The organism is Metamycoplasma hyosynoviae (genome assembly GCF_004365165.1).
Lineage (GTDB): Bacteria > Bacillota_I > Bacilli_A > Mycoplasmatales > Metamycoplasmataceae > Metamycoplasma > Metamycoplasma hyosynoviae.
The window spans coordinates 1-24431 of the sequence record NZ_SOCH01000005.1; the positions used below are offsets into that span (position 1 = coordinate 1).

Below are 24431 nucleotides of genomic sequence, written 5' to 3' on the forward strand. Positions count from 1 at the left end.
AACTGGTTCTACTTCATTTTCAGAAACTAATTGTTCAGTTTCAAGATCTTGAATTTCTTGTGGTTCATCAAATTTGAATTCTCCTTCTAAAGATTCGCCAGTAAATTCATCAAGTAGTTCAAACTCTTCGTTAGAAACTTGTGTTTCTTCTGAAACTTCTTCTGATTCAACTTGAGTTTCAGTTTCGGTTAATTCCTCAATTTGTTCTTCTGATTCTAAATTTTCGCTTTCAGGTTGAAGGTTTTCTAAATCTTCAAGAGTTGAAAGATCAATATCTGAATCAAATTGGTTTTCAGTTTCTTGGTTAATTTCACTTACTTCTTCAATTTGTTTTTGTTCAGAAGTTTGGATTTGTTCTATAGATTCTTGAGCTTCTTCTACTTGTTCGGTTAATTGTTCTTCTTGAAGTTCAATTGATTCTTCTGGGAATTCTTCAGAAGCAGGTTCTTCAATAACTTGTTGTTGTTCTTGAGATTTTTCAAGTTGTTCTTGAAGTTGTTTAATTTTTTCTTCAAGTTCATTTATCTTGTCTGCATTTTGAGAATCATCGGTTATATATTCACCAACAGTTTCAGATTCAATATTAATCATTGTTTGCTCTGTAGGTTCAATATATTCTTCTCTTTGGTCTTCACCAAAATTAACATGTTCATGCTCATTTTTTTCTTCAAATGCTGCAATTTCAACAACATTTTCTTCTTGAACAGGTTTAGCTTCTTGAATTTCTACATCAGGGAACTCTTCTTTTTGTTCTAGACCAAATATATCATCATAAGATCCATATTCAGCAGCTACTAATACATCTAGATCTGTTTGACCCATCATATCATTATCTACATCAAATGAACTATAATCACATTCAGTTCCGACATCATCTAAATTTCCACCATCAAGTTGAGAATCTATTAATTCAAGAGGTGTGTCATATGCTGGTGTTAATTCAGTTGTATATTCAAAGGGAATATTGTTAATAACTTCTCTTTTTACACCCAAATCAAAATCACCATTTTCAACAAATACATCTTCATAAATTTCATCAACAGGATCTTCTATAGGATAACCAAGCGATAATATTTCAGTATCAATGTCATCTTTATATTTTAAGTTTGCTATAGCAGCATAAGGATCATCAGTTGGTAATTCTAATTCACCAGTAACGGTAGGATCATCAAATGAAGTAATATCATCAAATTGTAGATTGGTATCTAAATCAAATTCACTTGTTAGTGCATCGTCAGGATCTAAGAAAATATTGTCCTGCTCAAACCCATCATTAAAATTGTTGTCGTCTTCTAATAGGAATTTCAAGGGACTTTCCTCTGCTTTCTTCACTTCAATTATTTCTGCATTAATGCAGTCTTCTTTCTTATCTAATTTTTCAAATTCTTGACTTAATTGGTTATTATCAAAAGGATTTGGAATTTGTGGTTCTGATTCGCCAAAATCATAATCATCAACACCCATACCAAAACCATCTAGATCTAGGCTTGGTTCTTCAATTAATAGATTATCGGGTTCATCAAAAATAATTTCGTCTTGTATATCTGAAGTTTCTTGTGCTTTTTGAATATCAATATCATCAATAGTTATTTCTTTTGTATATTTCATCCTCTTAGCATCGCTAATAATGTTTTGACTTAGAATAGCATCTTGTTCGTTTTGTGCAATCAAAGAAACCGCTCTATTTACAAGTTCGTCAGCAACTTGGTTTCTTACCGGATTTCCTAAGTCATTATTTTTTTGCTTTGAAAATACAATATAGTTGTTTTCAACAACATATTCATAAGCAAACATTTCTTTAATAACATTTCCTTTACCAAGAACACATACACGTCCGTAGTAAATGTAAGCTCATGAAATAATGGTGAATGTTATTGCTCATATTGAACCAATTAACAACATTACTCATGCTTGTTTGAATTTAGCAAAATTCTTAATTGCATTCATTGCAATATCAATAACACCACCATTACCCAACAATGATGTTTCTATAGTAGTACCTAATTTTGAAGTAATTATAGCAATTACTCAAGCGGCAGTAGAAGGTGCTATTGCTCCCACCATTAAAAATACAAATGGTGAAATAAAGAAGATAGAAAGTAGTAATGCATCATATTTACCTAATAAAGTTGATAACAAAATCAAAGTTATATAGAAAGAAAACGCAAATCTTCTATTTCCTTTTTTTGCCGAAAAAATCAACATTATAGCCATAGCGGGTAAAATGAATAATGCTAACAATACCCTATCATATTCTGTAACAGCTCCACCATATAATGAAGATGTATATTTTGTTAGACTTAATGGGAACATCGATCCATTAATTAATGCGGTTAGAAAATTATTTAAATTGATATTTTTATTTAAATTAATTATTGAATCTTTACTTGCATACAATCCTTGACCTAATAAGAAAATTATATGTAGATGTAGAAATCCTATAACTATTGAAAACACTAATGCAATCAATATTCCTAAGAAAGTAGCATTTGTTAGTGTTGAGGTTTTCTTTGTTATTTTAGATAATGCTAGAGCATTTAAATAACCAACCAAAAAACCTACAAACATATTTGAGTTTAAAAATATAAGTGGATTTGTAGTTAATCCCGAAATTTTAACTATCAATCCTTTTTCTGCAGCATCAACAGGAATTGTTCTATTTTGTAAAAATAAAGATAAATGATAATTATTCCCTGTTTGTGCTATTAAAACACTTTGAACCGCTAAAAAAGCTATTCATCCAATAAATGCAGTTAACGCACCTACTGTCCTATTCGGACTAAATGTTGCTGCGACGGATATAGAAGCTATCATCGGAACAAAGTTCATTAACTTTTCAAAAACTTCTTTAGCAATCAAAATATTTTTAGCTAAAGCATTGTTTTGCAGGTTTTTTACTACTATGTAGTTTGTGTATACGCTTTCTAAAACCCCTGAAATAATAGAAAGAAAGGCAAGTATAGCAATAGGAATAACCATTGCTCTAAAAATGTCCCCAACCTTTCTTCTAAATCAAGGAATTTTATTCATTCGGTTTTCATATTTCTGTCTTCGACTTAACTCAACTGTTTCAGACATTATTTCTCCTTGTTTTGTTTTGTGAATTTTTTTGTATTTTTGCTATTTTTATGATTTTTTTACTCAAAAAAACAATAAAAAACTTCAGATTTAACAAAAATATAAAAAATTATATACTAATTTTCCAAAATTTTGCTTTATTTAAGAAGAAATTAGCTCCCATATCAATAATTTAATAGCAGAAAGAAATTAGTAAGTTATTGACAATTATTTTTCACAAAATTTCCCTTTCTAGAAGGTCAATTTTACGATATAGACAAAATAAACGAACTTTATATTTATTTATATGTAAAAACAAACTAAAATAAATTTTTATGTTTTTTGTTATTTGATCATTTAAAGTAAATATTAATTATAATAATTAATATGAAACAAAACAAATATTTAGACACTATCACAGCTATAGCATCAGGAAATATAAACCAAGCAATATCAATAATCCGTATATGTGGTAGTAATTCACTTGAAATAATAAAGAAAATATTTAATGGTAAAACAGGAAACAACAAAACTATAACTTATGGAAAAATAGTTAATCCTAAAACTAATGAAACAATAGATGAAGTATTGGTGAATTGATTCATAGGAACGGATAATTTTGTTGGTGAAGATACAATAGAAATTAATGCTCACGGGGGTATTTTAGTTACTAATAAGATTCTTAACCTCATATTAGAAAATGGCGCTAGAATGGCTGAAAATGGTGAATTTAGCCGTAGAGCGTTACTTAATGGAAAAATATCTCTTGATAAAGCAGAAGCTATCAATAACTTAATACATGCAAAAACAAACTATCAAACTCAGATTGCTATTTCAGAATTCAATAACAATGAAACATACAAATATATAGAGGTTTTGGAAAAAGAACTTCTTGATATTATTTCAAAATGTGAGATAAATATTGACTATTCAGAATACAACGATATTGAGGTAATTGATAGAAATAAGATAAAAGAATTTGTTTTTGATTATGCCCAAAAAATAAAAGTTTTGATGGATAAAAGTATAGATATAAATAAAGTTTATACAGGAATTAATATAGTCATTATTGGTCGCCCCAATGTTGGTAAGTCTTCTTTGTTTAACTTACTTATAGAAGAAGATAAAGCTATTGTAACTGATATAGAAGGCACTACAAGAGATGCTATTGATGGTGAGTTTGTTTTAAGTGGTTTTTTGTTTAGAGTAATTGATACTGCTGGAATAAGAGAAACTACCGATGTGGTTGAAAGTATTGGTATTAAGAAATCTTTTGAAAAATTGGAAAAAGCAGATATTGTAATTCATTTGTTCGATGATAAAACAGCTGAGTTTATTAAAAAAGATAAAGCAAAGATAGAAAAATTATGCAAAGGTAAGCAATATATTTCTGTATTAAATAAGATTGATAAATTTTCAAAAAAAGACTTATATAAAGATAATATTTGAATTTCTGTAAAAAACAAAAATATATATGAATTAAAAAATGCTTTGCTAAAAAACATTAATAATATAAATTTTGAAAGTAACCAATACTTTTTAAATAGTAGAAAATTAGGTCAATTAATAATATGTTATAATAGTTTAATCAATGCTCTCGAAGGAATTAAAAATAACTTAGATATTGATGTCTTAATATTAGATTTAAGAGAAGCTTGATATAAGTTAAGAGAAATATTGAATAAAGATTTTTCTAATGAAGCTTTATTAGATAACATATTTAAAAAATTCTGTTTAGGTAAATAGTATGAAAATAATAGAAGTTGACAAAATAATAACTAATGTTGAAGCTACTGAGTTTAGCTACGAAGGTTATGGGGTTGCTAGGATAGAAAAATTTCCTATTTTAATTGATGGGTTATTAAAAGGTGAAATTGCTGATATAAAAATAACTTCTGTTTTTTCAAAATATGCCTTTGCAAAAGTTATTTTTCAACACAAGAAAGTTCCGGAAAGAATTGAAGTTAAGAATAATAATCTAAATGAATCAGGCAACGCACCACTTTTAGTAATGAAGTATGATTCACAATTAGAATTTAAAACATCTATTATTAAAAGTTTATTTAAAAGAGAATTAAATTATACATACGATGGTGTTTGCTTGGAATCCCCAAACGAACTACACTATAGAAACAAAGCTACTGTTCATGTTATTAAAAACGAAAGTAGAAAAACACTTTTTGATATTGGATACTTTGAAAGAAATTCACATAAAGTAGTAGAACAAACGGCTTTTGATTTGGTTGACAAAGAACTTGAAAAATTGATGTTAAAAGTTATCTCGATTATCAAAGACAATGTTTTGTTATTAAAAGAGTTTCTTACAAATATATTTTCTATAACTTTTAAGTATAGTAAAAAATCTAAAGAGTATTTAATTATTTTTAATGGTATAAAATTTATTGAGTTTCCTCTTAATTTATTCTCTAAATTAAAAAATGACTTTGAGATAAATGTAATTTACAATTTATTTAATAAAAAAGAAACAAAAATTATTGAAACAAAAATCCTTCAAGGTAAGCAAGCGATTATATATGGTTTATCTAAACAAAAATATTTAGTTGATGCAAATTCGTTTTTTCAAATAAATGAAAAACAAATAGAAAGAATTTATACAACCATTCAAAAACAATTAAATTTATTAGGAAATGAATTGATAGTTGATGCTTATGCTGGTGTTGGATCTATTGGTATTTCACTTGCTAAGAAAGCGAAGAAAATAGTTTCTGTTGAATCAAACAAAAGTGCATCATTTTGTGCAATTGAAAATGCTAAGTTAAATTACTTAAATAATGTTGAATGTGTCGAAATGGATACTGAATGATTTTTCGAAGATCCAAGAACTAAGTTAGCACCAATTGATATTATTATTTTTGATCCACCAAGATCGGGATTGAGTAATTTTGTTATAAAAAATACCATAGAACATAAGATAAGAAAAATTGTTTATTTAAGTTGTAATCCAAGAACTATGGTTAGAGACATTAAAGAATTTAATAACAAAGGATATCAAATTGATTTCTTGCAAGCATACGATATGTTTCCACAAACACCACATATCGAAACGCTTTGCATATTATCGAAAAACGACTTCAATAAAGCTAAAAATTAAAAATATTTTTAGTTTTTTATTGAAAAAAATAAGGAGAAAAATATGGGGTTTTGAAGCAGGTTAAAAGAAAAATTATTTGGAACAGAAGAAGAAAGACAACAAAAAAAATTAGATAAGCAACGCAAAAAAGAAGAGAAAAAATTATTAAAACTAAATTTCAAAAAAGAAAAAAAAGAAAAAGTAGTTAGTAAATACGTTGAGGGTTTATCTAGATCAAACAAATCTTTTATCGAATCTATAAAAGCGATTCAAAATAAATACAATAAGATAGATGACGAGTTATTTGAAGAATTAGAAGACTTATTAGTTATGTCTGACATTTCTTATAATTTGGTTGAAATTATTATTGATGAATGTAAAAAAGAAGTTAAAAATGAAAATATTTCCGACCCTAAACTTATTAGTGAAATAATAGCTGATAAACTATTTGCTATTTATGCATCAAATTCTGTTATAGATTCTTCTTTGAATATATATGATGGGAGATTAAACATCATATTAGTAATAGGTGTTAATGGTAGTGGTAAAACTACATCGATATCAAAAATTGCTCATAAATTAGTTTCTGAAAACAAAAAAGTATTAATTGCTGCAGCAGATACATTTAGAGCAGCTGCTGTTGAGCAACTTGAAATATGAAGTAAAAGAGTAAATGCTGACATTGTAAAACCACTACAGAATGAAATAGATCCTGCTGCTGTTGTTTATAGAGCTTTAGAAAAAGCAACTGAAGATAACTATGATGTATTAATAATTGATACTGCTGGTAGATTGCAAAATAAAGTTAATTTGATGCATGAACTTGCTAAAATTAATAAGATAATTAAAAATAAAATCCCAGAAGCTCCGCATGAGACATTACTTGTTATGGATGCAAGTACTGGTCAAAACGGAATTAGTCAAGCTAAAGAATTCAAAGAATTTGTTGATCTAACTGGGATTATATTAACTAAAATGGATGGAACTTCTAAAGGTGGTGTTGCTTTGACCATCAAAGATCAATTAGGTTTAATTATTAAATTTATTGGTTTTGGTGAGAAGGTTGATGACCTTATGGAATTTGAATTAGATGCTTACATTTATGGATTGATGAAAGGATTTAATGAACAATAAAAAAAATCAAGAAATAGAAGAATTTGTTCATTTGGTAGATTTATATTCCAAATATAAAGAATTCCTCCCCACATCCCAAAAGCAAGTTTTATATTTAAAATTATATGAAGATTTAAATTTCACCGAAATATCAGAAGAACTTGCGATGTCTCGTGCTGGTGCGTTTGATGCTTATAAAAAAGGCATAAATAAACTAATTGAAATATCAAAAAAACTCTTAAATAAAGAGTAAAAATGAATTTAAAAAAACAATAAGATTTTTTTCCAAAACTAAACAAAAATCTTATTGTTTTTTAAATTCTAAAATTATTGTAAAATATTAACAAATATTTATAAACATAAAAAAAAGAAGTGTTGGTGGCAACTATGGAATATAAAAGAGTACTGATAAAACTATCAGGTGAAGGATTGGCCAATAAACAAAAAAAATTGGCAATTGATAATGAATTGGTACAAAAATTTGCCAGTCAATTAAAGAAAATAATAGATAAGGGAATTGAAATTGCAATCGTTATTGGTGGTGGAAACTTTTGAAGAGGTACTAGTGCTGAAAAAAATGGTATACCTCGTGTAAGAGCTGACTACATCGGAATGCTTGCAACCACAATGAATGCGCTTGCTCTACAATCTGGGTTTGAAAATAGCAAAATAAAATGTAGAGTTTTAAATAGTCTTTCAATGGATGGAAAAGTTTGTGAAGAATATATTAATGAAAAAGCCTTAAAATATTTAAGTAATGGTGAAATTGTAATATTTGCAGGCGGAACCGGAAGACCATTCTTTACAACTGATACAGCTGCAACATTATTTGCAAGCGAAATAAAAGCTAATGCAATTTTAATGGGTAAAAACAAAGTTGATGGCGTTTATGATTCTGATCCAAAAATTAATAAAGATGCAAGAAAATTTAATAAAATTACATACGACGAAATTTTAAGAAGAAATTTAAAGATATTAGATCAAACAGCAGCATCGATGGCTAGAGATAATAATATCGATATAATTGTGTTTGATATATCTTCAGAAGATTCGTTACTTAGAGTAATAGAAAACAAAATACCTTGTACAATCATCAGCAATGAAATAGAAAAAAAATAAAAAAAAGAAGATTAAGGAATTACTATGGAACTACAAATTTATCTAGAAGAACTTAAAGAACTTGCTATGAAAATTATTGATAACTACCAAATGCAAATTACTAAAGTTGCTATTGGTAGAGCAAATCCTGCTTTAATTAGCAAAATTAAAGTTAATTACTATGATTCAATACTTGCGATTGATGAACTTTCATCAATTCAAGTTGCAAGTGCTCTACAACTTATAGTAAAACCATTTGATTTGGGTTCAATTAAAATTATTGAAAAAGCAATTACCGAATACAACTTAGGGGTTTCTATTTCAAACGAGGGACATCAACTAAGAATTTCTTATCCACAACTTACAACAGAAAAAAGACATGAACTTGTTAAAAAATTAAATGTATATACCGAACAAGCTAAAGTTAACATTCGTCAAGCTAGACAAGAAATCAATAAAAAAATAAAAAGTAATGAAGAATTATCAGAAGATTTGAAAAAACATTTTCTAGATAGTATTCAAAAAGAAATAGAAAACTATATAGTTAAAATTGAAAAAATAGCCAACGAAAAAGAAAGCGATTTATTAACAATATAAATTGCTTTTTTTTATTTTTAAAAAACAAAAAAAATTAATTTTTTATATTACTATTAATTTATAGTAATATGCAAAATTTAAAGAAAAGATTAAAGTCAGTTGCTTTTATGCTGCTTGTAACAATACCAATTGTTCTTGTTACTTATTTTTTAAATAATCAATATGGAAAAATAATTGGTGCGGTTTCTTATTTAATTCTTTCCCTTTATGCAGTGTATGAAACTATACAACATAACAAACAAAATTTAATAACTAATTTTACAATCACCTCTTTAACGCTTGTTATTTGATTTCTGCCGCAAAGTATCTATCAAACAGATGAATTTATATTCTCAACAAAAAGATACGTTATTAGCGAGATTATTGAAATTTCACGTACTGCTTTACTTTACAATCAAGATGTTTTATTTTCACTTCTGATTCCTATTTTGATAATTTCAGTATTTGTGTTTTTATTGATGATTTCAGATTTTAGAAAATATGAAACTAAAAACAAGTTTTTACTAAATTATTTAATAACGATATTTTCAACTATTTTTATCCCGTTTTTCTTTAAATTACTTTATATTTTCAATGTTACTTTCATTTATGGATTTTTAACCTTTTTATTGATACCTATGTCGGTAGATACCACTGGTTATTTTGGTGGTATGCTACTTGGAAGAAAAATTATTAAAAGAAATTTTTGTAAAATAAGTCCTAAAAAAACGTGAGAAGGTGCAATAGTTTCTTATATATTTGGAGCGTTACTATCTTTATTTTTACTCTATTCAGGACAAATGTTTAATGTTTCTAAAATTCTATTCTTTACAAATTGAAAACAAATTTTAATTGCTGTTTTATTACTTCCTATTATTTCAATAATAGGTGATTTGTTTTTCTCGTGAATAAAACGTAAATATGAAATTAAAGACTTTTCAAACTTAATGCCCGGTCATGGCGGTGTAATGGATAGGTTTGATTCTATATCATTTGTAAGTGTATCTATATTTATGATTTTATTCATAAAATAATGAAAGGTAAGTTATGCAAGAAGATAATAATAAAGACATCAAATTAACAAAAGAAGAAAGTAATTTTTTAAAGTTATGTTCTAAGGTTGGGTTTAATCCAAACCAGAATTTTTATGGTGTTAAATTATTAGCTATTGAGAAAAAGAAAATAAATAATAAAAATATTTTAAATTTCAAATTTAATGCAATTTCAACCATTCCTATGGATGATTTTAAAAAATTTAAAATGCATTTGAAAGAAACGTTTTCTGAAAAAACCCAATCAAAAATTGTTATTACCTTTACGTTTGACACACCTATAACAGACATAGATTTACTATGTAAATATTTAAAAAAATATATTAATTACAATCAAATAAAATTAAACGCTAGACAAATAGGTTTTCTTGACCCAGACAATTTAAAAATTGAAAATAATATAGCAATAATTACCATTCATAGCAAAAAAGATGAAGAATATTTAAATTCTAAAAAAGACTTATTAAAAGACTTATTTCAAAAAGTTGGACATAATGATATTGAGTTTAAATTTGTACTAGATCAAATAAATGAAGAAGTTATATATAACAAAATAATAAACATTGTAAATAATATAGACTTCACCAAAAAAGAAGAAGAAGTAAAAGAACATTCAAGTAAAAGAGAAGGATGAAAATCTAATTCTAAATTTACTCCTTGTAGCATACATGATGCTTTAAGTTTGAATTATAAAAATGTAATCGTAAAAGGTGAAATATATAGAATAGAACAAAAAGCTAGAAGAGATAAAGAAAATGCATATATATGTGATTTATATTTGTCAGATTATGAAGAAATAATAAAAGTTACTTATTTTGTTAATTCTAATAGTTTACCCGAATATAAAATAGGTGATACAGTTGAAGTTAGGGGTGTGATTAATAATGACCCAAAATTTGGAATTAGTCTTAAACCAAAGGATTTTCCAAGAAAAATAGAAGACATTGTTAAACTAAGTGAAGACAAAGAAAAAGTAAAAAGAATAGAACTTGCGGCTAGATCTAATATGTCAAGTCAAGACGGTATTAGTACAATTTCTCAATATCTAAAAGCAATTAAAAAATATGGACATAAAGCAATTGCATTAACTGATTTAGATAATGTTCAAAACTATCCTGAATTCTATAAACAAATGAAAAAAGAGAAAAATTTAAAACCTATTTATGGTGCAACTTTTTCTTCTATAACAACAAATAATGATATTTTTTATGGCTACAAAGATTTCAAATTAAATGACGAATCTTATTTGGTATTCGATATAGAAACTACTGGGCTTAGTGCTAGATTTAATGAAATAATTGAATTTGGTGGAGTTATTGTAAGAAATGGAGTTATTGAAGATAATATCCAATTTTTCTTAAAACCTAGTAAACCAATTCCTGCATCTATTACTAAACTTACAAATATTACTGATGAACTTGTTGCAGAAAAAGGGCTTTCTCAAGAAGAAGGGATTAAGAAGATTTATGATCTATTAAAAAACAATATTGCAATAGCCCATAATGCAAAATTTGACGTTAATGTATGTAAACAACAATTTATTAAACACGGACTTGATGCTAAACATATTATTGCAATGGATACGCTTGCAATTTCTTGATTCTTATTTCCTTTAGATAAAAAACACAATCTTCAAAGTGTTGCTAAAAAAACAAATGTTTATTACGATAAATTTGCAGCCCATAGAGCAAATTATGATGCTGAAATTTTAGCTAATGTTTGAATTTTGTTTATTCAAAAATTAAAGAAAGATATGAATATAACAACTTCAAAAGAATTGTTGAAATTAGATTCAAAAAATATATTTGGTAGAAAATTTTCTTATGAAGCCAGAATGCTCGCTAAGAATCAAAATGGAGTTAAGAAATTATTTAAATATATTTCGCAAAGTCTAACTTCAAACTATAATAATGGACCTAAATTTTATTTGGATAGATGAAAACCAGATTCTGATTTATTACTTGGTTCAAGTACTAATTCGTCATTGTTATGAGATGAAGTTATTACAGGTACTGATGAAAATATATTAAAAGTATTATCTTATTTTGATTATATTGAACTGCCCCCTATATCTTCATTTAATTACTTATATGAAGATGACTGGATAACTCGCGAAGAAATAGAATGGGCTTACATAGATTTAATTAATAAAGCAAAAAAACTTAATAAGATATGTGTTGCAACTTCCGATTCAAGATATGTTTATGATTGACAAAAACTTATATATAACATTTATATAAATACTCCATTACTTGGTGGTGGTGTTCACTGATTAAAAAAATATCAAGACATTACAGAAACTTCATTTAAATTATTAACTACAGAAGAAATGAAAAATGAGTTTTTATTTTTAAATGATGCTAATTTAATAAATGAAATAGTAGTTGAAAATACTCATAAAATAGCAGATATGGTTGAAAGTAATTTGGAAATTATTAAAAACAAATTATTTATTCCTATATTTGATAATTCAGATAAAAATTTAAAAAGCTTAGTTTATGAAAACGCAACTAAAAGATATGGCGAAAATATTGATGTCAAAATTAAAGAAAGAATTGATAAAGAATTAAATTCAATTATTAAATATGGATATTCTGTAATTTATTGAATTAGTCATAAGCTTGTTAAGAAAAGTAATGAAGATGGATATTTGGTTGGAAGTCGTGGAAGTGTTGGATCTTCTATTGTTGCTAACCTTGCCAATATAACAGAGGTAAATCCATTAGAACCTCACTATTTATGTGAGAACTGTAAATATTTAGAATGATGCAATGATAAATTATCGGGTTATGACCTTGATTTAAAAAATTGTCCTAAGTGTGGAAAGTTAATGAAAAATGATGGGAATAATATTCCATTTGAAACTTTCTTAGGCTTTGAAGCTAACAAAGTTCCTGATATAGATTTAAACTTTAGTGGTATTTATCAGCCAACAATTCATAACTATGTTAGAGAATTGTTTGGAGAAAGTCATACACTAAGAGCTGGAACCATATCAACAGTAGCATCAAAAACAGCATATGGTTTTTGTAAAAAATATTTTGAAGAGAAAAAACAAAATAATACTTACACACAGGAATTTTTGGACTTTTTAAGTACTAAAACCGAAGGGGTAAAAAGAACTACCGGACAACACCCTGGAGGAATAATAATTATCCCTAAAGAATATGATGTTGAAGACTTTACTCCTATTAACTATCCTGCAAATGATATTTATAGTCAATGAAAAACAACACACTTTGATTTTGAATCTATTCATGATAATGTTCTTAAATTAGACTTGTTGGGTCATGATGATCCTACAGCTATTAAGATGTTAGAAGAACTAACAAATACTGATGCTAAAAAAATTCCATTCCAAGATGAAAAAGTTATCAAGTTATTTAGTTCGACAAGTTCGATGGGTATAAAACCTGAACAAATATCAAACGAGATTACTGGTGTATTTGGAATTCCTGAATTTGGTACTAAGTTTGTACGTAAGATGTTAGAAGTTGCAAAGCCCCAATCATTTAACGATCTTATATTACTTTCGGGTCTTAGTCATGGTACAGGTGTGTGAAGTGGTAATGCTGAAGAATTAATTAAATCTGGTAAATCATTAGAAAATTGCATTTGTTGTCGTGATGACATTATGAAAAATTTAATTGATAAAGGTATTGATAAATTAAATGCCTTTCAAATAATGGAAGATGTTAGAAAAGGAAAAGGACTAACTGCCGATCAAGAAAATCTTTTGAAAAATAAAAATATTCCTTCATGATATATTTCCTCATTAAAGAAAATTGAATATATGTTTCCTAAGGCTCATGCTACTGCATATGTTATTATGGCTTGAAGAATTGCTTGATATAAAATTCACCATCCACTTGAATTTTATGCATCATATTTTTCTAACAAAAATGAAGATATATTTATAAAAATTTTAGCTAGTGGTAAAAATGTTATTACTCATAAGCTAAATGAATTAAAAGGAAAAATAGATTCGAAAGATACTTCAATAACACAAAAAGAAAACTTGTTTATTCCTATACTTGAAATTTCACAAGAACTTTATGCTCGTGGATTTAAGATTGAAAATGTTAATTTAGAAAAATCTAAATCTATTGAATGAGTTATCGATAAAGAGAATAAATCATTAATTCCTCCATTTGTTTGTGTTGAAGGACTTGGGGAGATTGCTGCAAATTCTATTTGCAAAGCCCGTAATGAAGGTATGTTTTTATCAGTTGAAGATCTAAAAGAAAGAACTAAATTGAATTCTAGAAACATAACTTTTTTAAGAGAATTAGGTGTTTTAGATAATTTAGATGAAACTAATGAAGTTAGTTTGTGATAAAAATTTTGTCAATAATAAAATTATTTAATTTTTAAAAAATTACTTTATATAAGGGAAATATTAAAAAAATATTTTTCTATTTTTTTACTTGAGAAACTTAAAAATATAATTTTTAAAAAACAATATATAATTTTTATATTTATTAAAAATATATATAAATCTTAATTTCAACAAAAGGTTAATATGTCTGCCAACAAAAAATGAAAAAATAAAAAAATAAATTTTGATAACTATAAAAGCAGTGATGAAAAAAATGAAAAAGTAAAATTTCAATTGTCTGATAATTGAAAGATTGCACTTATTGCATTATTTTTAATCGCAATTCCTTCGTTTTTAATGTTCTTGTTGCTTGGTGGTGATGGATGATTAATTCCTGCAACAAAGTCTTACATATTAAATAACAAAAGATGAAGTATGTTACTACCAATTGCACTTGCAGTTGCAATTATTCAAATATCAGTATTGTTACTTTTGGTTCTTAAATTTAAAGTATTAAAAACTTCATCACTTCAATTCTTAATTCCTATTGCATTAGCTATGAACACATTTTTAGTTAGCTCAGGAGTAGAACTAGGCAAATGATATATTAGAGTTTTACCTGCTGTTGGATTTGGATTTATGTTCTTCCCAATAATGATGATTAATAAAGAAATTCTTAAAAAGAAAATTAATAAATCAAAAGCAATTGAAGAAAAAAAAGAAGCTTTTAATAAGTCTTTATTAGATTAATTTAATTTAGGAGAAAAAAATGTATAAGAAAATTCCTCTAAAAGATAATGAAATTGCTGAATTAATTGAACTTGAAAATATTAGGCAGGAAGAACATATTGAATTAATTGCTTCTGAAAATTATGTATCTGAAGATGTTTTGAAAGCTACTGGAAGCTGCTTAACTAATAAATATGGTGAAGGTTATCCGGGCAAGAGATATTATGGTGGATGTAGCAATGTTGATAAAATAGAATCAATTGCTCAAGAAAGAGCTAAAAAACTTTTTGGTATGAATTATGCTAATGTTCAACCTTATTCAGGAAGTGTTGCGAACGCCGCAATTTTTATGGCTCTTTTAGAACAAGGGGACAAAGTACTAGGTTTAGAGCTTAGCTCAGGCGGTCATTTATCTCATGGGTATAAATTATCCTTTAGTGGAAAATTCTACGATTCTGCTTTTTATAAGGTTTCTGATAATGGAATTTTAGATTATGATGAGATTGAAAAAATCGCAATTCAAGAAAAACCTAAGATGATAATTTGTGGATATTCAGCATATTCACAAATTGTAGATTTTGCTAGATTTAGACAAATTGCTGATAAAGTAGGTGCTTATTTATTTGCTGATATCTCACACATTTCTGGATTAATAATTGCGGGATTTCATCCTTCACCTGCTCCTTATGCTGATGTTGTTATGACTACAACTCATAAAACATTACGAGGAACTCGTGGAGCAATTATTCTTACAAATGATGAAGTAATAGCTAATAAAATAAACCGCGCAGTTTTCCCGGGATATCAAGGTGGTCCATTGTTTCATCAAATAGCTGGAAAAGCAGTTTCGTTTTACGAAGCATTACAACCTGAATTTGTCGAATATCAAAAACAAGTATTAGTAAACTCACAAGTTTTTTGTCAAACATTTTTAAATAAAGGTGCTTGTGTAGTTTCGGGTTTAACACAAAATCATTTATTTATAATAGACGTTAAAAAGACTTATGGAATTACTGGAAAATTAGCTGAAGAAATTTTAGGTAAATTAAATATAACAGCTAATAAAAATACTATTCCAAATGATACCGAAAGTCCTTTTGTTTCAAGTGGGATAAGATTAGGAACTGCCGCTATGACTTCAAGGGGATTTAAAGAAGAAGAATTCATTATCATAGCAAATTTAATTGATAAGGCTTTACGCGAAAAAGATAATGAAAGTTTGTTAAATGTTATTAAAAAAGAAATTGCAAAACTAGCACATTCATTTCCAATAAAGAAAGTTTATATTGAGTAGGTGGATATGAACTTAAAAGAATTAAATGAATATGTAATAACATTAGCCAAAACAGTTCCGGGAATATATGAAATAAATTATTGTAGCGGTTTAGAAACTATTGTTTTGAAATCAGAAAAAGCAAATAATGCAATAGATATAAAAATGGAATTGTTTCTTATAGAAAATAGTTTTTCAAAAATTATAGTAGAAGAATTATTTGAAATAATTAACTACCAATTACAACAAAAAAATATAGTAATAGACATTTTCGATATTTATATAAAAGGGATTAAATAATGAAACGTATTGATGGTAAAGATTGAGGAAAAGCAATTATTTCCGCAGCAAACAATTTATATAACAAAAAAGATGTAATTAATGCATTAAATATTTTCCCTGTGCCAGATGGAGATACTGGTCTTAATATGACAATGACTATTACTGCAGCTAAAGACGCATTAGAAAATGTTTCTAATAATGATATTTATGAAATTGCAAAAACTGTTTCTCAAAATATGTTGCTTGGTGCAAGAGGAAATTCAGGGGTTATATTAAGTCAAATTTTTAAAGGATTTAGTGATAGTTTTTCAGGAAAAACCTCAATAGATTCAAATGATTTACGTGAAGCTTTTGCCTCAGCCACAACTATTGCTTATAAAGCAGTATTAAAACCAGTTGAAGGAACCATTCTAACAGTTATTAGAGAAACTTCTGAAAATCTAAATAAAATCGAATGTGATAATTTGAGTATTACAGAAATGTTTGAGCATATCACTAAATTTGCAAGACAAAGTTGTGATAACACGCCTAATTTACTTCCTATATTAAAAGAAGTTGGGGTTACTGATTCTGGCGGTGAAGGGCTTTATACCATTCTTAATGGAATGTATTCATATTTCTTGGGAACTCCAATTGAAATAAATAAAGATGATGCAAAAGAAACAATTAATAAATTTATTTCTGATAGCGAAGTATTCAATGGAGAATTTGGTTATTGTACTGAATTCATAGTTGAAATAGATAATATTGCAGAATTTGATAAAGATTATGTTGTTAAGAAACTAGAGAAAAAAGGTAATTCATTAGTTGTGGTCAATGATGAAAATATTTTAAAAGTTCATATCCATACACAAAGACCAGGTAGTATATTAAACTTTGGAAATAAATTTGGTCAATTTGTAAAAGTTAAAATTGAAAATATGACTTTGCAAGCTAATGAAAGTAAAAGTATTTCAAATAACTTGAATAATAATAAAAACAATAATGGTAAATCAAAACAAAAAGAATTTGGAATTATTTCTTGTAATACAGGCAAGGGAATTATTGACATTCTAAAGAATGATTATTCTGTTGATTATATTATAGAAGGTGGTCAAACTAATAATCCATCTATAAAAGATATTGTGTATGCAATTGAAAATGTGAATGCTAAAACTATATTTTTCTTTCCTAACAATTCAAACATAATTCTTTCAGCTCAGCAAGCTTCAAAAATTCAAAAAAATAAAAAGATAATAATAATACCTACGAAAAGCGAAGCTCAAATTCTTCCAATATTAACTAATTTTAGTTCAGAAAATACCAAAGAAGAAAATCATGAATTATTTAAATTTTCTTTAAAGAATACAAGTTATGCTGAAATAGTTAAAGCTGTTAAAGATGCAAAACTTTATGGTAAAAAAGTTAAACGCAATTCATTTATGTCATTAGTTAATGGTAAACTAATTGAAAGTGATAAAACAGATAATGGTGCTGCTATTATGGCTATAAATGAAATGATTACAGATGAAACTCAAGTAGTAACTATTATTTATGGGCAAGAAACATCAGAAGCTTCTACAAAAGAATTGCAAAATTATATCGAAGCAACTTATGATGTTGAAGTTCAAATTGTTAATGGTGGTCAAAAAATATATTCTTACTTTATTTCAGCTGAATAGATAAAGAGGACTTATGAACAAAAAAATTATATTTGATGTTATGAATAGTGATAATGGTGAAATATGTGCTATTCAAGCCGCGAATAAATTTGCTAAGGAATTTCCTAATTATACCTTGGTACTAGTAGGAAATCAAGAAACAATAAATAATAATATAGATAAAAAATTGAAGAATTTAGAAGTGGTTAATTCTTCAAAGGTTGTCAAAAAAGCAACAACAAATATTAGAGAACTCCTTAGAGAAGAAAGCTCAATGTTGACATCTTTTGAAGAGTTAAACAAAGGTGCAGATGCTATATTAAGTAGTGGTGATAGCGGTGCCTTTACAATAATTTCTTCTTTAAAAATAAAAAGACTAGATGGTATTGAAAGACCTGCCTTTATGCCTATTATTCCAAGCGCAAATCCAGAAAAGAATTTTTTACTTTTGGATGCTGGCGCAAATGTTGAAATAAAATCAACTAATATTGTTGAATGAGCCGAATTAGCTAATGTTGTCTTTAAAAACTTATTTTCAAAAAATGATTTTGTTAAAGTCGGAATTTTAAATATTGGTACTGAAAATTATAAAGGAATTTCAGCTATTAAAGAAGCAAACGAATTAATAATTAGTGCAAAAAATTTAGATTATGAATATTTAGGTTTTGTGGAACCAAATAATGTTATTAATGGTGAATCAGATGTGGTTCTAGCAGATGGTTATGCTGGAAATATATTTTTAAAAACATATGAAAGTGCAACTAAATCAATGGCAAGTATTTTCAAGAAAGCTTTTATGAAAAACTTGAAAACTAAGATAGGTGCATTACTTCTAAGAAAAGAATTAAATAAAATAAAAACAAGATATGACTATAGAAACATCGGTGGCGCTTTTATAATAGGTCTTGAAAAAATAATTGTTAAAGCTCATGGAAGTAGTGATGAAGTTGCTTTTTATGGTGCGCTTAACCAAATAAGATTTGGCTTAGAAAATAATTTGATTGATAAAATAAAAGAAAAATTAAATAATCTTAAAAAAGAAGATGAATAATTATGGATACTAAATTTAGAGAAAGAATAAAAAAACTTCTTATAGATTTAAACATTTATGATGAGAATATAAATATTGATACTTTTTGCAGAGCATTAACTCATAGCACTTATGCTAACGAGCATAAAAACGTTAAAGATTTTCAATATTTAGAATTTCTAGGAGATTCAATTCTACAATTTCTAGTTTCAAAAGAAATTTATAGATTATATCCTGAATATAAAGAAGGTAGAGCTACACAACATAGAAGTTATGCTGTAAATAATAAAACACTTTCGGAAGTATCGGAAAAAATTGGACTTTCTGAAAATATTCTATTTTCAAAAAATGCTTTTCTTAATGGTAAAAATGAAAAAATTAATTCTGATTTTTTTGAAGCATTTACAGCTGCTATTTATCTAGAAAAAGGGTTGGATTTTACGGATAAATTTATAAAAAAACATTTAAAAGATTATTTACTAAATGAAAAAATAGAAAAAGATCCTAAAACAACTTTCCAAGAATTAATTCAATTGAATGGAAGTTGTAAAATAATTTATAAAACAGATTTTTTGGAAGAATTAGGTAAATTTCAAAGTGCTATAATTGTTGATAACAAAAAATATGGAATAGGCTTTGGAAAAACAAAAAAAGAAGCCAAAGAAAATGCTGCTAAAAATGCATTGAAAAGTTTAAATGTTTAAACACAATATTTATTTAGAAAGGAGGATGGCGAATAATGAAAAGTAATCCATTAGATTTATTTAAAGGTGTTATTACACATACTGGTATTTGAGGAACAATAATAGCAACATTAGTGATTACAATACTTGGGTTTGTATTATTCAAAACTAAGTTTATAAATGAATCTTTTGTCAGCAATCTTGAAAAAGTAGTTATAAATATTTTGCTTCCTTTTCTAGCTTTTTATTCATTTTTAAATGATGCTGGAAAACGAGATATTAAAACTTATGGAATAGTATTTGGCGCTAGTGCATTTTATTATTTCTTCTTAACCGCAATTGCCATATTATGAGTTAAATTATTACCAAAAGCACTACCTCAAAAAGTTAAAATTCGTGCAGAAAAAGAATATGAAATATATGTAGAAAATTATCAATTAGAAACAGGAAAAGTACTTGAACAAAGTAATTTTTTAGAATTTCTACAAAAGAAACATCTTGTTAATTGATTAATGTGTATTTATGGTTCGAATATTTTATTTGCTACACCTGTAATTATGGCTTTATACCCAACAGGATCACAACTTGGAGCATTAAGTATTTGAAATATTTTGTACTATATTGGAGGTTTTGGGCTTTCATTTTCACTTCTATCAGGGATAAGATTTACTAAAAAAGAATTTAAATTTACTATGAAAAAAGCATTTTTAAATGCTTCATTTATTGTGGTTATGATTTCGATTCTTTTATGATCTACACAATACATTCCTGGTGCAGGTTCAACTGTGAAAGATCTTTCAGTGCTTGAAAAATTTAATTATGAATATGTAAATGAAAATAGGCAAACTATTGTTAAAGAATTAGTTGCTATTAAAAAAGCAACTTTTGGCCCTAATTTCTCAACTCTATATGGTATAAGAGTTGATGATGTAATTAAATGATTTACTCAAGATAGTATCACAAAAAATTATGTGGCTTATAATGGTCAACCTACAGGTTGATACAACTTATCAGTTACAATGCCTTATTTTTTCAAACCTATTCAAATGTTGACTAATTTAGTTAGTCCTTTAATTTGAATAGTAATTGGTACAAGTCTTGCAAAATCAAACCTAAAGGAAGTATTTTCAAAAGGTAGAAATTGATTGTTCTTAGTGTTCAAAATGATATTAATTCCTTTATTTATTATGGCAATTATAGTTCCACTTGTGGCTACAAACGTACTAGATAAATCAATTGCAGCCCTATTAATTATGACTGGTTCAGTTCCTCCGGGAACTACAATTGTAATCTATTCTCAACACTTAAAAGTACATGAAAAATATACCGCACAAGTAAGTAGCTTATCAACAATTTCTAGTTTTATTTTCATTCCTATGTGGCTTGCGATTGGCACAATTGTTGTGAACTCGATTTAAACTTGCCCAAAGTCAAATAGCAAAAAATTGTTAAATTTATTATAAAATTTATATTTATATTAAACAATGTTAATGTAAATATATTTTTTTTACTTTTAATTTAATAAAAAAACAATCATTATTTACAAAAAGGAATATATGAAACTAATACAGGTAGAGGCTCACGGATTTAAGTCTTTTGCTGATAAAGTAGCGCTTAAATTTGATGGTGGAGTAGTTGCTATTATTGGTCCTAACGGGTCAGGTAAGTCTAATATCAACGATGCTATTAGGTGAGTTCTAGGAGAATCAAGTTCAAAAGCTCTACGTGGTGATAATATGGAAGATGTTATCTTTGCAGGTTCTAAAACTGAAAAAGAAATGGACCGTGCTGAAGTAACACTTACTTTTGATAATAGAGACCACGCAGTTTCAGTACCACATGATTTCTTTACTATCTCAAGAGTATTGCATCGTGGAAAAGGTGAAAATGAATATTTCATCAATGGTGAACCCGCAAGACTAAGAGATGTAAAAGAAATTGCAATGGAAAGTGGTATTTCAAAATCATCACTTGCTATTATTAGCCAAGGTACAATAAGCGATATAGCTGAAGCAACTCCTGAAAGAAGACGGGAAATTTTTGAAGAAGCTTCTGGTACTTCGATGTATCGTTATAGAAAAATTGAAGCTAAAAGAAAATTAGATCGTACTGAAGAAGCACTTTCTCAAATTAGTGTTTTAGTACTTGAACTTGAAAAACAATTAAAACCATTGCAACGTCAAGCTGAAAAAGCAAAAGTTTATAAAGAGAAAATGGAACAATTAAAAGAAGTTGAAGTTGTTCTTTTGGTTCATGACTTAATGCATTATTCAGACAGACTTACCATTTTAGAAGATGAGGCTAGAGATTTTAGTCTAGCGAAAGAAGACTTACAAACCCGTTTAAATTCATATCTATCAGCTTTGAATCAAAAAACTGAAATTATTAATAGTATTGAATCAACAATTCAAGACATCCAAAAGAAACTTGATGAAACTAATGCAGAAATTTCTAATTTAGAAATTAGAAGTGCTAAAGAAGCAAAACAAAGAGAAATGGTTCTAAGTGGTGCTATTAAAGTATCTAATGAAGATAAAAAAGAAACTTTAAAAGAAGTACTTAGTGAACTAAATGAAAAAATTATTGCTTACAAAAAATTCTTAAAAGATAAAGCTGATGAACTAAAAGCTTTTGAAGATAAAACTATAAAATTAAGTACTGACATCAATGAACTTAATCGTTTGTATCATATAGAAGTTGAAAAATTAAATAAAGTAAAAAGTAAAATAGATGTTATCAAAGATGTAAGGGATAATCGTACATCCCTTGCTAAAGGTACCAAAAACATTGTAGAAAACGCTCATTTGTTCAAAGGGTATAAATCCCTTGTTAGTCAATTAATTGAGGTTGAGCCAAAATTTGCAAAAGCTATTGAAACCATTTTGGCTAATGCAACACAACATATTGTAGTTGATACTCCTGAAACTGCAGTTGCTGCAATTAACTTCTTGAAACAAAATAATGGTGGTCGCGCTACCTTTATACCACTTTCATCAATTCAACCAAAACTGCTACCTGAACAACATATTGTAGTTGCTCAAGTGCAAAATGGATTTTTAGGTGTAGCTTCTGAACTTGTGAATACAGCTAAAGAATACGACACCTTGAAGAAGTTTTTATTAGGTAACACATTAGTTTGTGACACCATTGATAATGCTAACAAACTTTCAAAACTACTTGAAAAAAGATACATGATAGTGACACTTGATGGTGACGTCATAAGAGCTGGCGGTGTAATGTCTGGTGGCCAAGCAACTCAATCAATTTCAATTTTTGGAATTGAAGACCAATTAAAACAATTAGAAGATCTTCTTGAACCATTAGAAACTAATATTGCAGTTTTAAAAGAACAAATTTTAAAACTTGAACATGAAAAACAAACTCAAATTACTTTGAGTACAAACTTCTCGCTTGAAAAAGCTAACTATGAAAATAAGCTTTCTGAAGCTTTATCAGAATTTGATGACCTTTCTATTAAATACCAACAACTTACCAACGAAGAACTTGAATTAGAATCAAAGGTTGACTTTGGTAAATCAATTGCTGCTTTAATAGTAGAAAGAAGTAATTTATCAGCTAACTATAAAACTCAAAGTGAAATTTTAAAAAGTTCAAGAGATCAATTTTACGATCTTACTTTCAAGAAAAATGAAGCTGATGTAGCATTAAAAGAACTTCTTGAAGAAAATGGTAAGAAAATTGCTGAAAAAGTTCGTGCTGAATCAATTATTGAAAATGCAAAAAGAAGACTTTCAGAACAATATGGATTGTTATTTGAAACTGCAAAACAATTCTACAAACCAGAACTTGATTTTGATGTAGCTAGAAAACTAGTGGACAATTTAAAACAAGACATAAGAGAATTGGGCCATATTAACCTTGAAGCTATTGAACAATATGAAGTAGTTCAAGAAAGATATACACAAGTCAAGACACAAGAAGACCAAATAGTAGCCGCTAAAAATACAATTGAAGAAGCTATTAATGAAATGGACAAAATCATTGTTGAACGTATAACTCAAACAGTTGAACTAGTAAATGGTGAATTTAAGTTTGTATTTGCAAAAATGTTTGGTGGGGGTATGGCTGAAATTAGATATACTGACCCTGATAACTTATTAGATAGTGGAATTGATGTTATAGCTCAACCTCCTGGAAAAGCAATTAAAAACTTGAAACTATTTTCAGGTGGTGAAAAAGCACTTATTGCTATTTCACTTCTATTTGCTATACTAAAAGCAAAACCATTACCATTATGTATCTTAGATGAAGTCGAGGCCGCACTTGATGAAGCTAATGTTATTAGGTTTGCAGAATTCTTACAAAATCTAAAAAAAGAAACTCAATTTATTGTTATTACACACCGTCAAGGAACAATGGAAAGAGTTGATAAGCTTTATGGTGCAACAATGCAAAAACGTGGAGTTACCACATTCTTTGGGGTTAATTTAGCCGAAGCAAAAAGCTTAATCAATGATTAAGAAGAGGT

17 protein-coding genes are annotated in these 24431 nt (G+C 27.4%); 16 read left to right on the top strand and 1 reads right to left on the bottom strand.

What is annotated here, in order from left to right; all coding sequences use genetic code 4:
- Positions 1–3078, bottom strand: a 3078-nt coding sequence (locus JN03_RS09655) for a hypothetical protein (RefSeq protein ID WP_134076670.1), incomplete at its 3' end; no start/stop codon positions are given.
- Positions 3079–3444: 366 nt separating this feature from the next.
- On the opposite strand from JN03_RS09655, the gene mnmE reads away from it, so the two are divergent.
- The 16 genes from mnmE (at position 3445) to JN03_RS02660 (ending at position 24423) form a co-directional block, all read left to right on the top strand.
- The gene (mnmE, locus tag JN03_RS02585) at positions 3445–4803 is read left to right on the top strand and encodes a tRNA uridine-5-carboxymethylaminomethyl(34) synthesis GTPase MnmE (protein WP_036458024.1); all 1359 of its coding nucleotides are present in this window, start codon (positions 3445–3447) and stop codon (positions 4801–4803) included.
- Position 4804: 1 nt separating this feature from the next.
- On the top strand, positions 4805–6169 hold the full coding sequence (gene rlmD / locus JN03_RS02590) for a 23S rRNA (uracil(1939)-C(5))-methyltransferase RlmD (RefSeq protein WP_036458027.1): 1365 nt from the start codon (positions 4805–4807) through the stop codon (positions 6167–6169).
- Between the two features lie 42 nt (positions 6170–6211).
- Positions 6212–7282, top strand: a complete 1071-nt coding sequence (ftsY, locus tag JN03_RS02595; protein ID WP_134076671.1) for a signal recognition particle-docking protein FtsY — start codon at positions 6212–6214, stop codon at positions 7280–7282.
- On the top strand, positions 7272–7514 hold the full coding sequence (locus JN03_RS02600; protein ID WP_036458032.1) for a sigma-70 RNA polymerase sigma factor region 4 domain-containing protein: 243 nt from the start codon (positions 7272–7274) through the stop codon (positions 7512–7514). The genes ftsY and JN03_RS02600 overlap by 11 nt, the downstream gene beginning before the upstream one ends.
- 134 nt (positions 7515–7648) lie before the next feature.
- Positions 7649–8380 carry a UMP kinase gene (gene pyrH / locus JN03_RS02605; protein WP_036440243.1) on the top strand — a complete coding sequence of 244 codons (732 nt, stop codon included), beginning with the start codon at positions 7649–7651 and terminating at the stop codon, positions 8378–8380.
- Positions 8381–8404: 24 nt separating this feature from the next.
- Entirely contained in the window at positions 8405–8956 is a 552-nt protein-coding gene (locus JN03_RS02610; RefSeq protein ID WP_036440246.1) for a ribosome-recycling factor, read from the top strand.
- A 68-nt stretch (positions 8957–9024) separates the two neighbouring features.
- Positions 9025–9969 carry a phosphatidate cytidylyltransferase gene (locus tag JN03_RS09660; RefSeq protein WP_036445527.1) on the top strand — a complete coding sequence of 315 codons (945 nt, stop codon included), beginning with the start codon at positions 9025–9027 and terminating at the stop codon, positions 9967–9969.
- A 13-nt stretch (positions 9970–9982) separates the two neighbouring features.
- Positions 9983–14326, top strand: a complete 4344-nt coding sequence (locus JN03_RS09665; RefSeq protein ID WP_134076672.1) for a PolC-type DNA polymerase III — start codon at positions 9983–9985, stop codon at positions 14324–14326.
- A gap of 183 nt (positions 14327–14509) precedes the next feature.
- On the top strand, positions 14510–15055 hold the full coding sequence (locus JN03_RS09670) for a hypothetical protein (protein ID WP_134076673.1): 546 nt from the start codon (positions 14510–14512) through the stop codon (positions 15053–15055).
- 19 nt (positions 15056–15074) lie between these two features.
- A complete protein-coding gene (gene glyA / locus JN03_RS02630; RefSeq protein ID WP_134076674.1) occupies positions 15075–16328 on the top strand; it encodes a serine hydroxymethyltransferase in 1254 nt (417 codons plus the stop codon).
- Positions 16329–16334: 6 nt separating this feature from the next.
- Positions 16335–16607, top strand: coding sequence for a hypothetical protein (locus tag JN03_RS02635; RefSeq protein WP_051599086.1), 273 nt, complete (start codon positions 16335–16337; stop codon positions 16605–16607).
- Entirely contained in the window at positions 16607–18250 is a 1644-nt protein-coding gene (locus tag JN03_RS02640) for a DAK2 domain-containing protein (RefSeq protein ID WP_036445534.1), read from the top strand. Before JN03_RS02635 ends, JN03_RS02640 begins: the two co-directional genes overlap by 1 nt.
- Positions 18251–18263: 13 nt before the next feature.
- Positions 18264–19280: a phosphate acyltransferase PlsX gene (plsX, locus tag JN03_RS02645; protein ID WP_134076675.1), complete on the top strand. Its 1017-nt coding sequence runs from the start codon at positions 18264–18266 to the stop codon at positions 19278–19280.
- Positions 19281–19282: 2 nt separating this feature from the next.
- A complete protein-coding gene (gene rnc, locus JN03_RS02650; protein WP_134076676.1) occupies positions 19283–19963 on the top strand; it encodes a ribonuclease III in 681 nt (226 codons plus the stop codon).
- A gap of 35 nt (positions 19964–19998) precedes the next feature.
- Positions 19999–21360 (top strand): AEC family transporter, encoded by a 1362-nt coding sequence (locus JN03_RS09675; RefSeq protein WP_134076677.1) that lies wholly within the window; start codon positions 19999–20001, stop codon positions 21358–21360.
- 138 nt (positions 21361–21498) lie between these two features.
- The gene (locus JN03_RS02660; protein ID WP_036440268.1) at positions 21499–24423 is read left to right on the top strand and encodes an AAA family ATPase; all 2925 of its coding nucleotides are present in this window, start codon (positions 21499–21501) and stop codon (positions 24421–24423) included.
- The last annotated feature ends 8 nt before the right edge of the window (positions 24424–24431 follow it).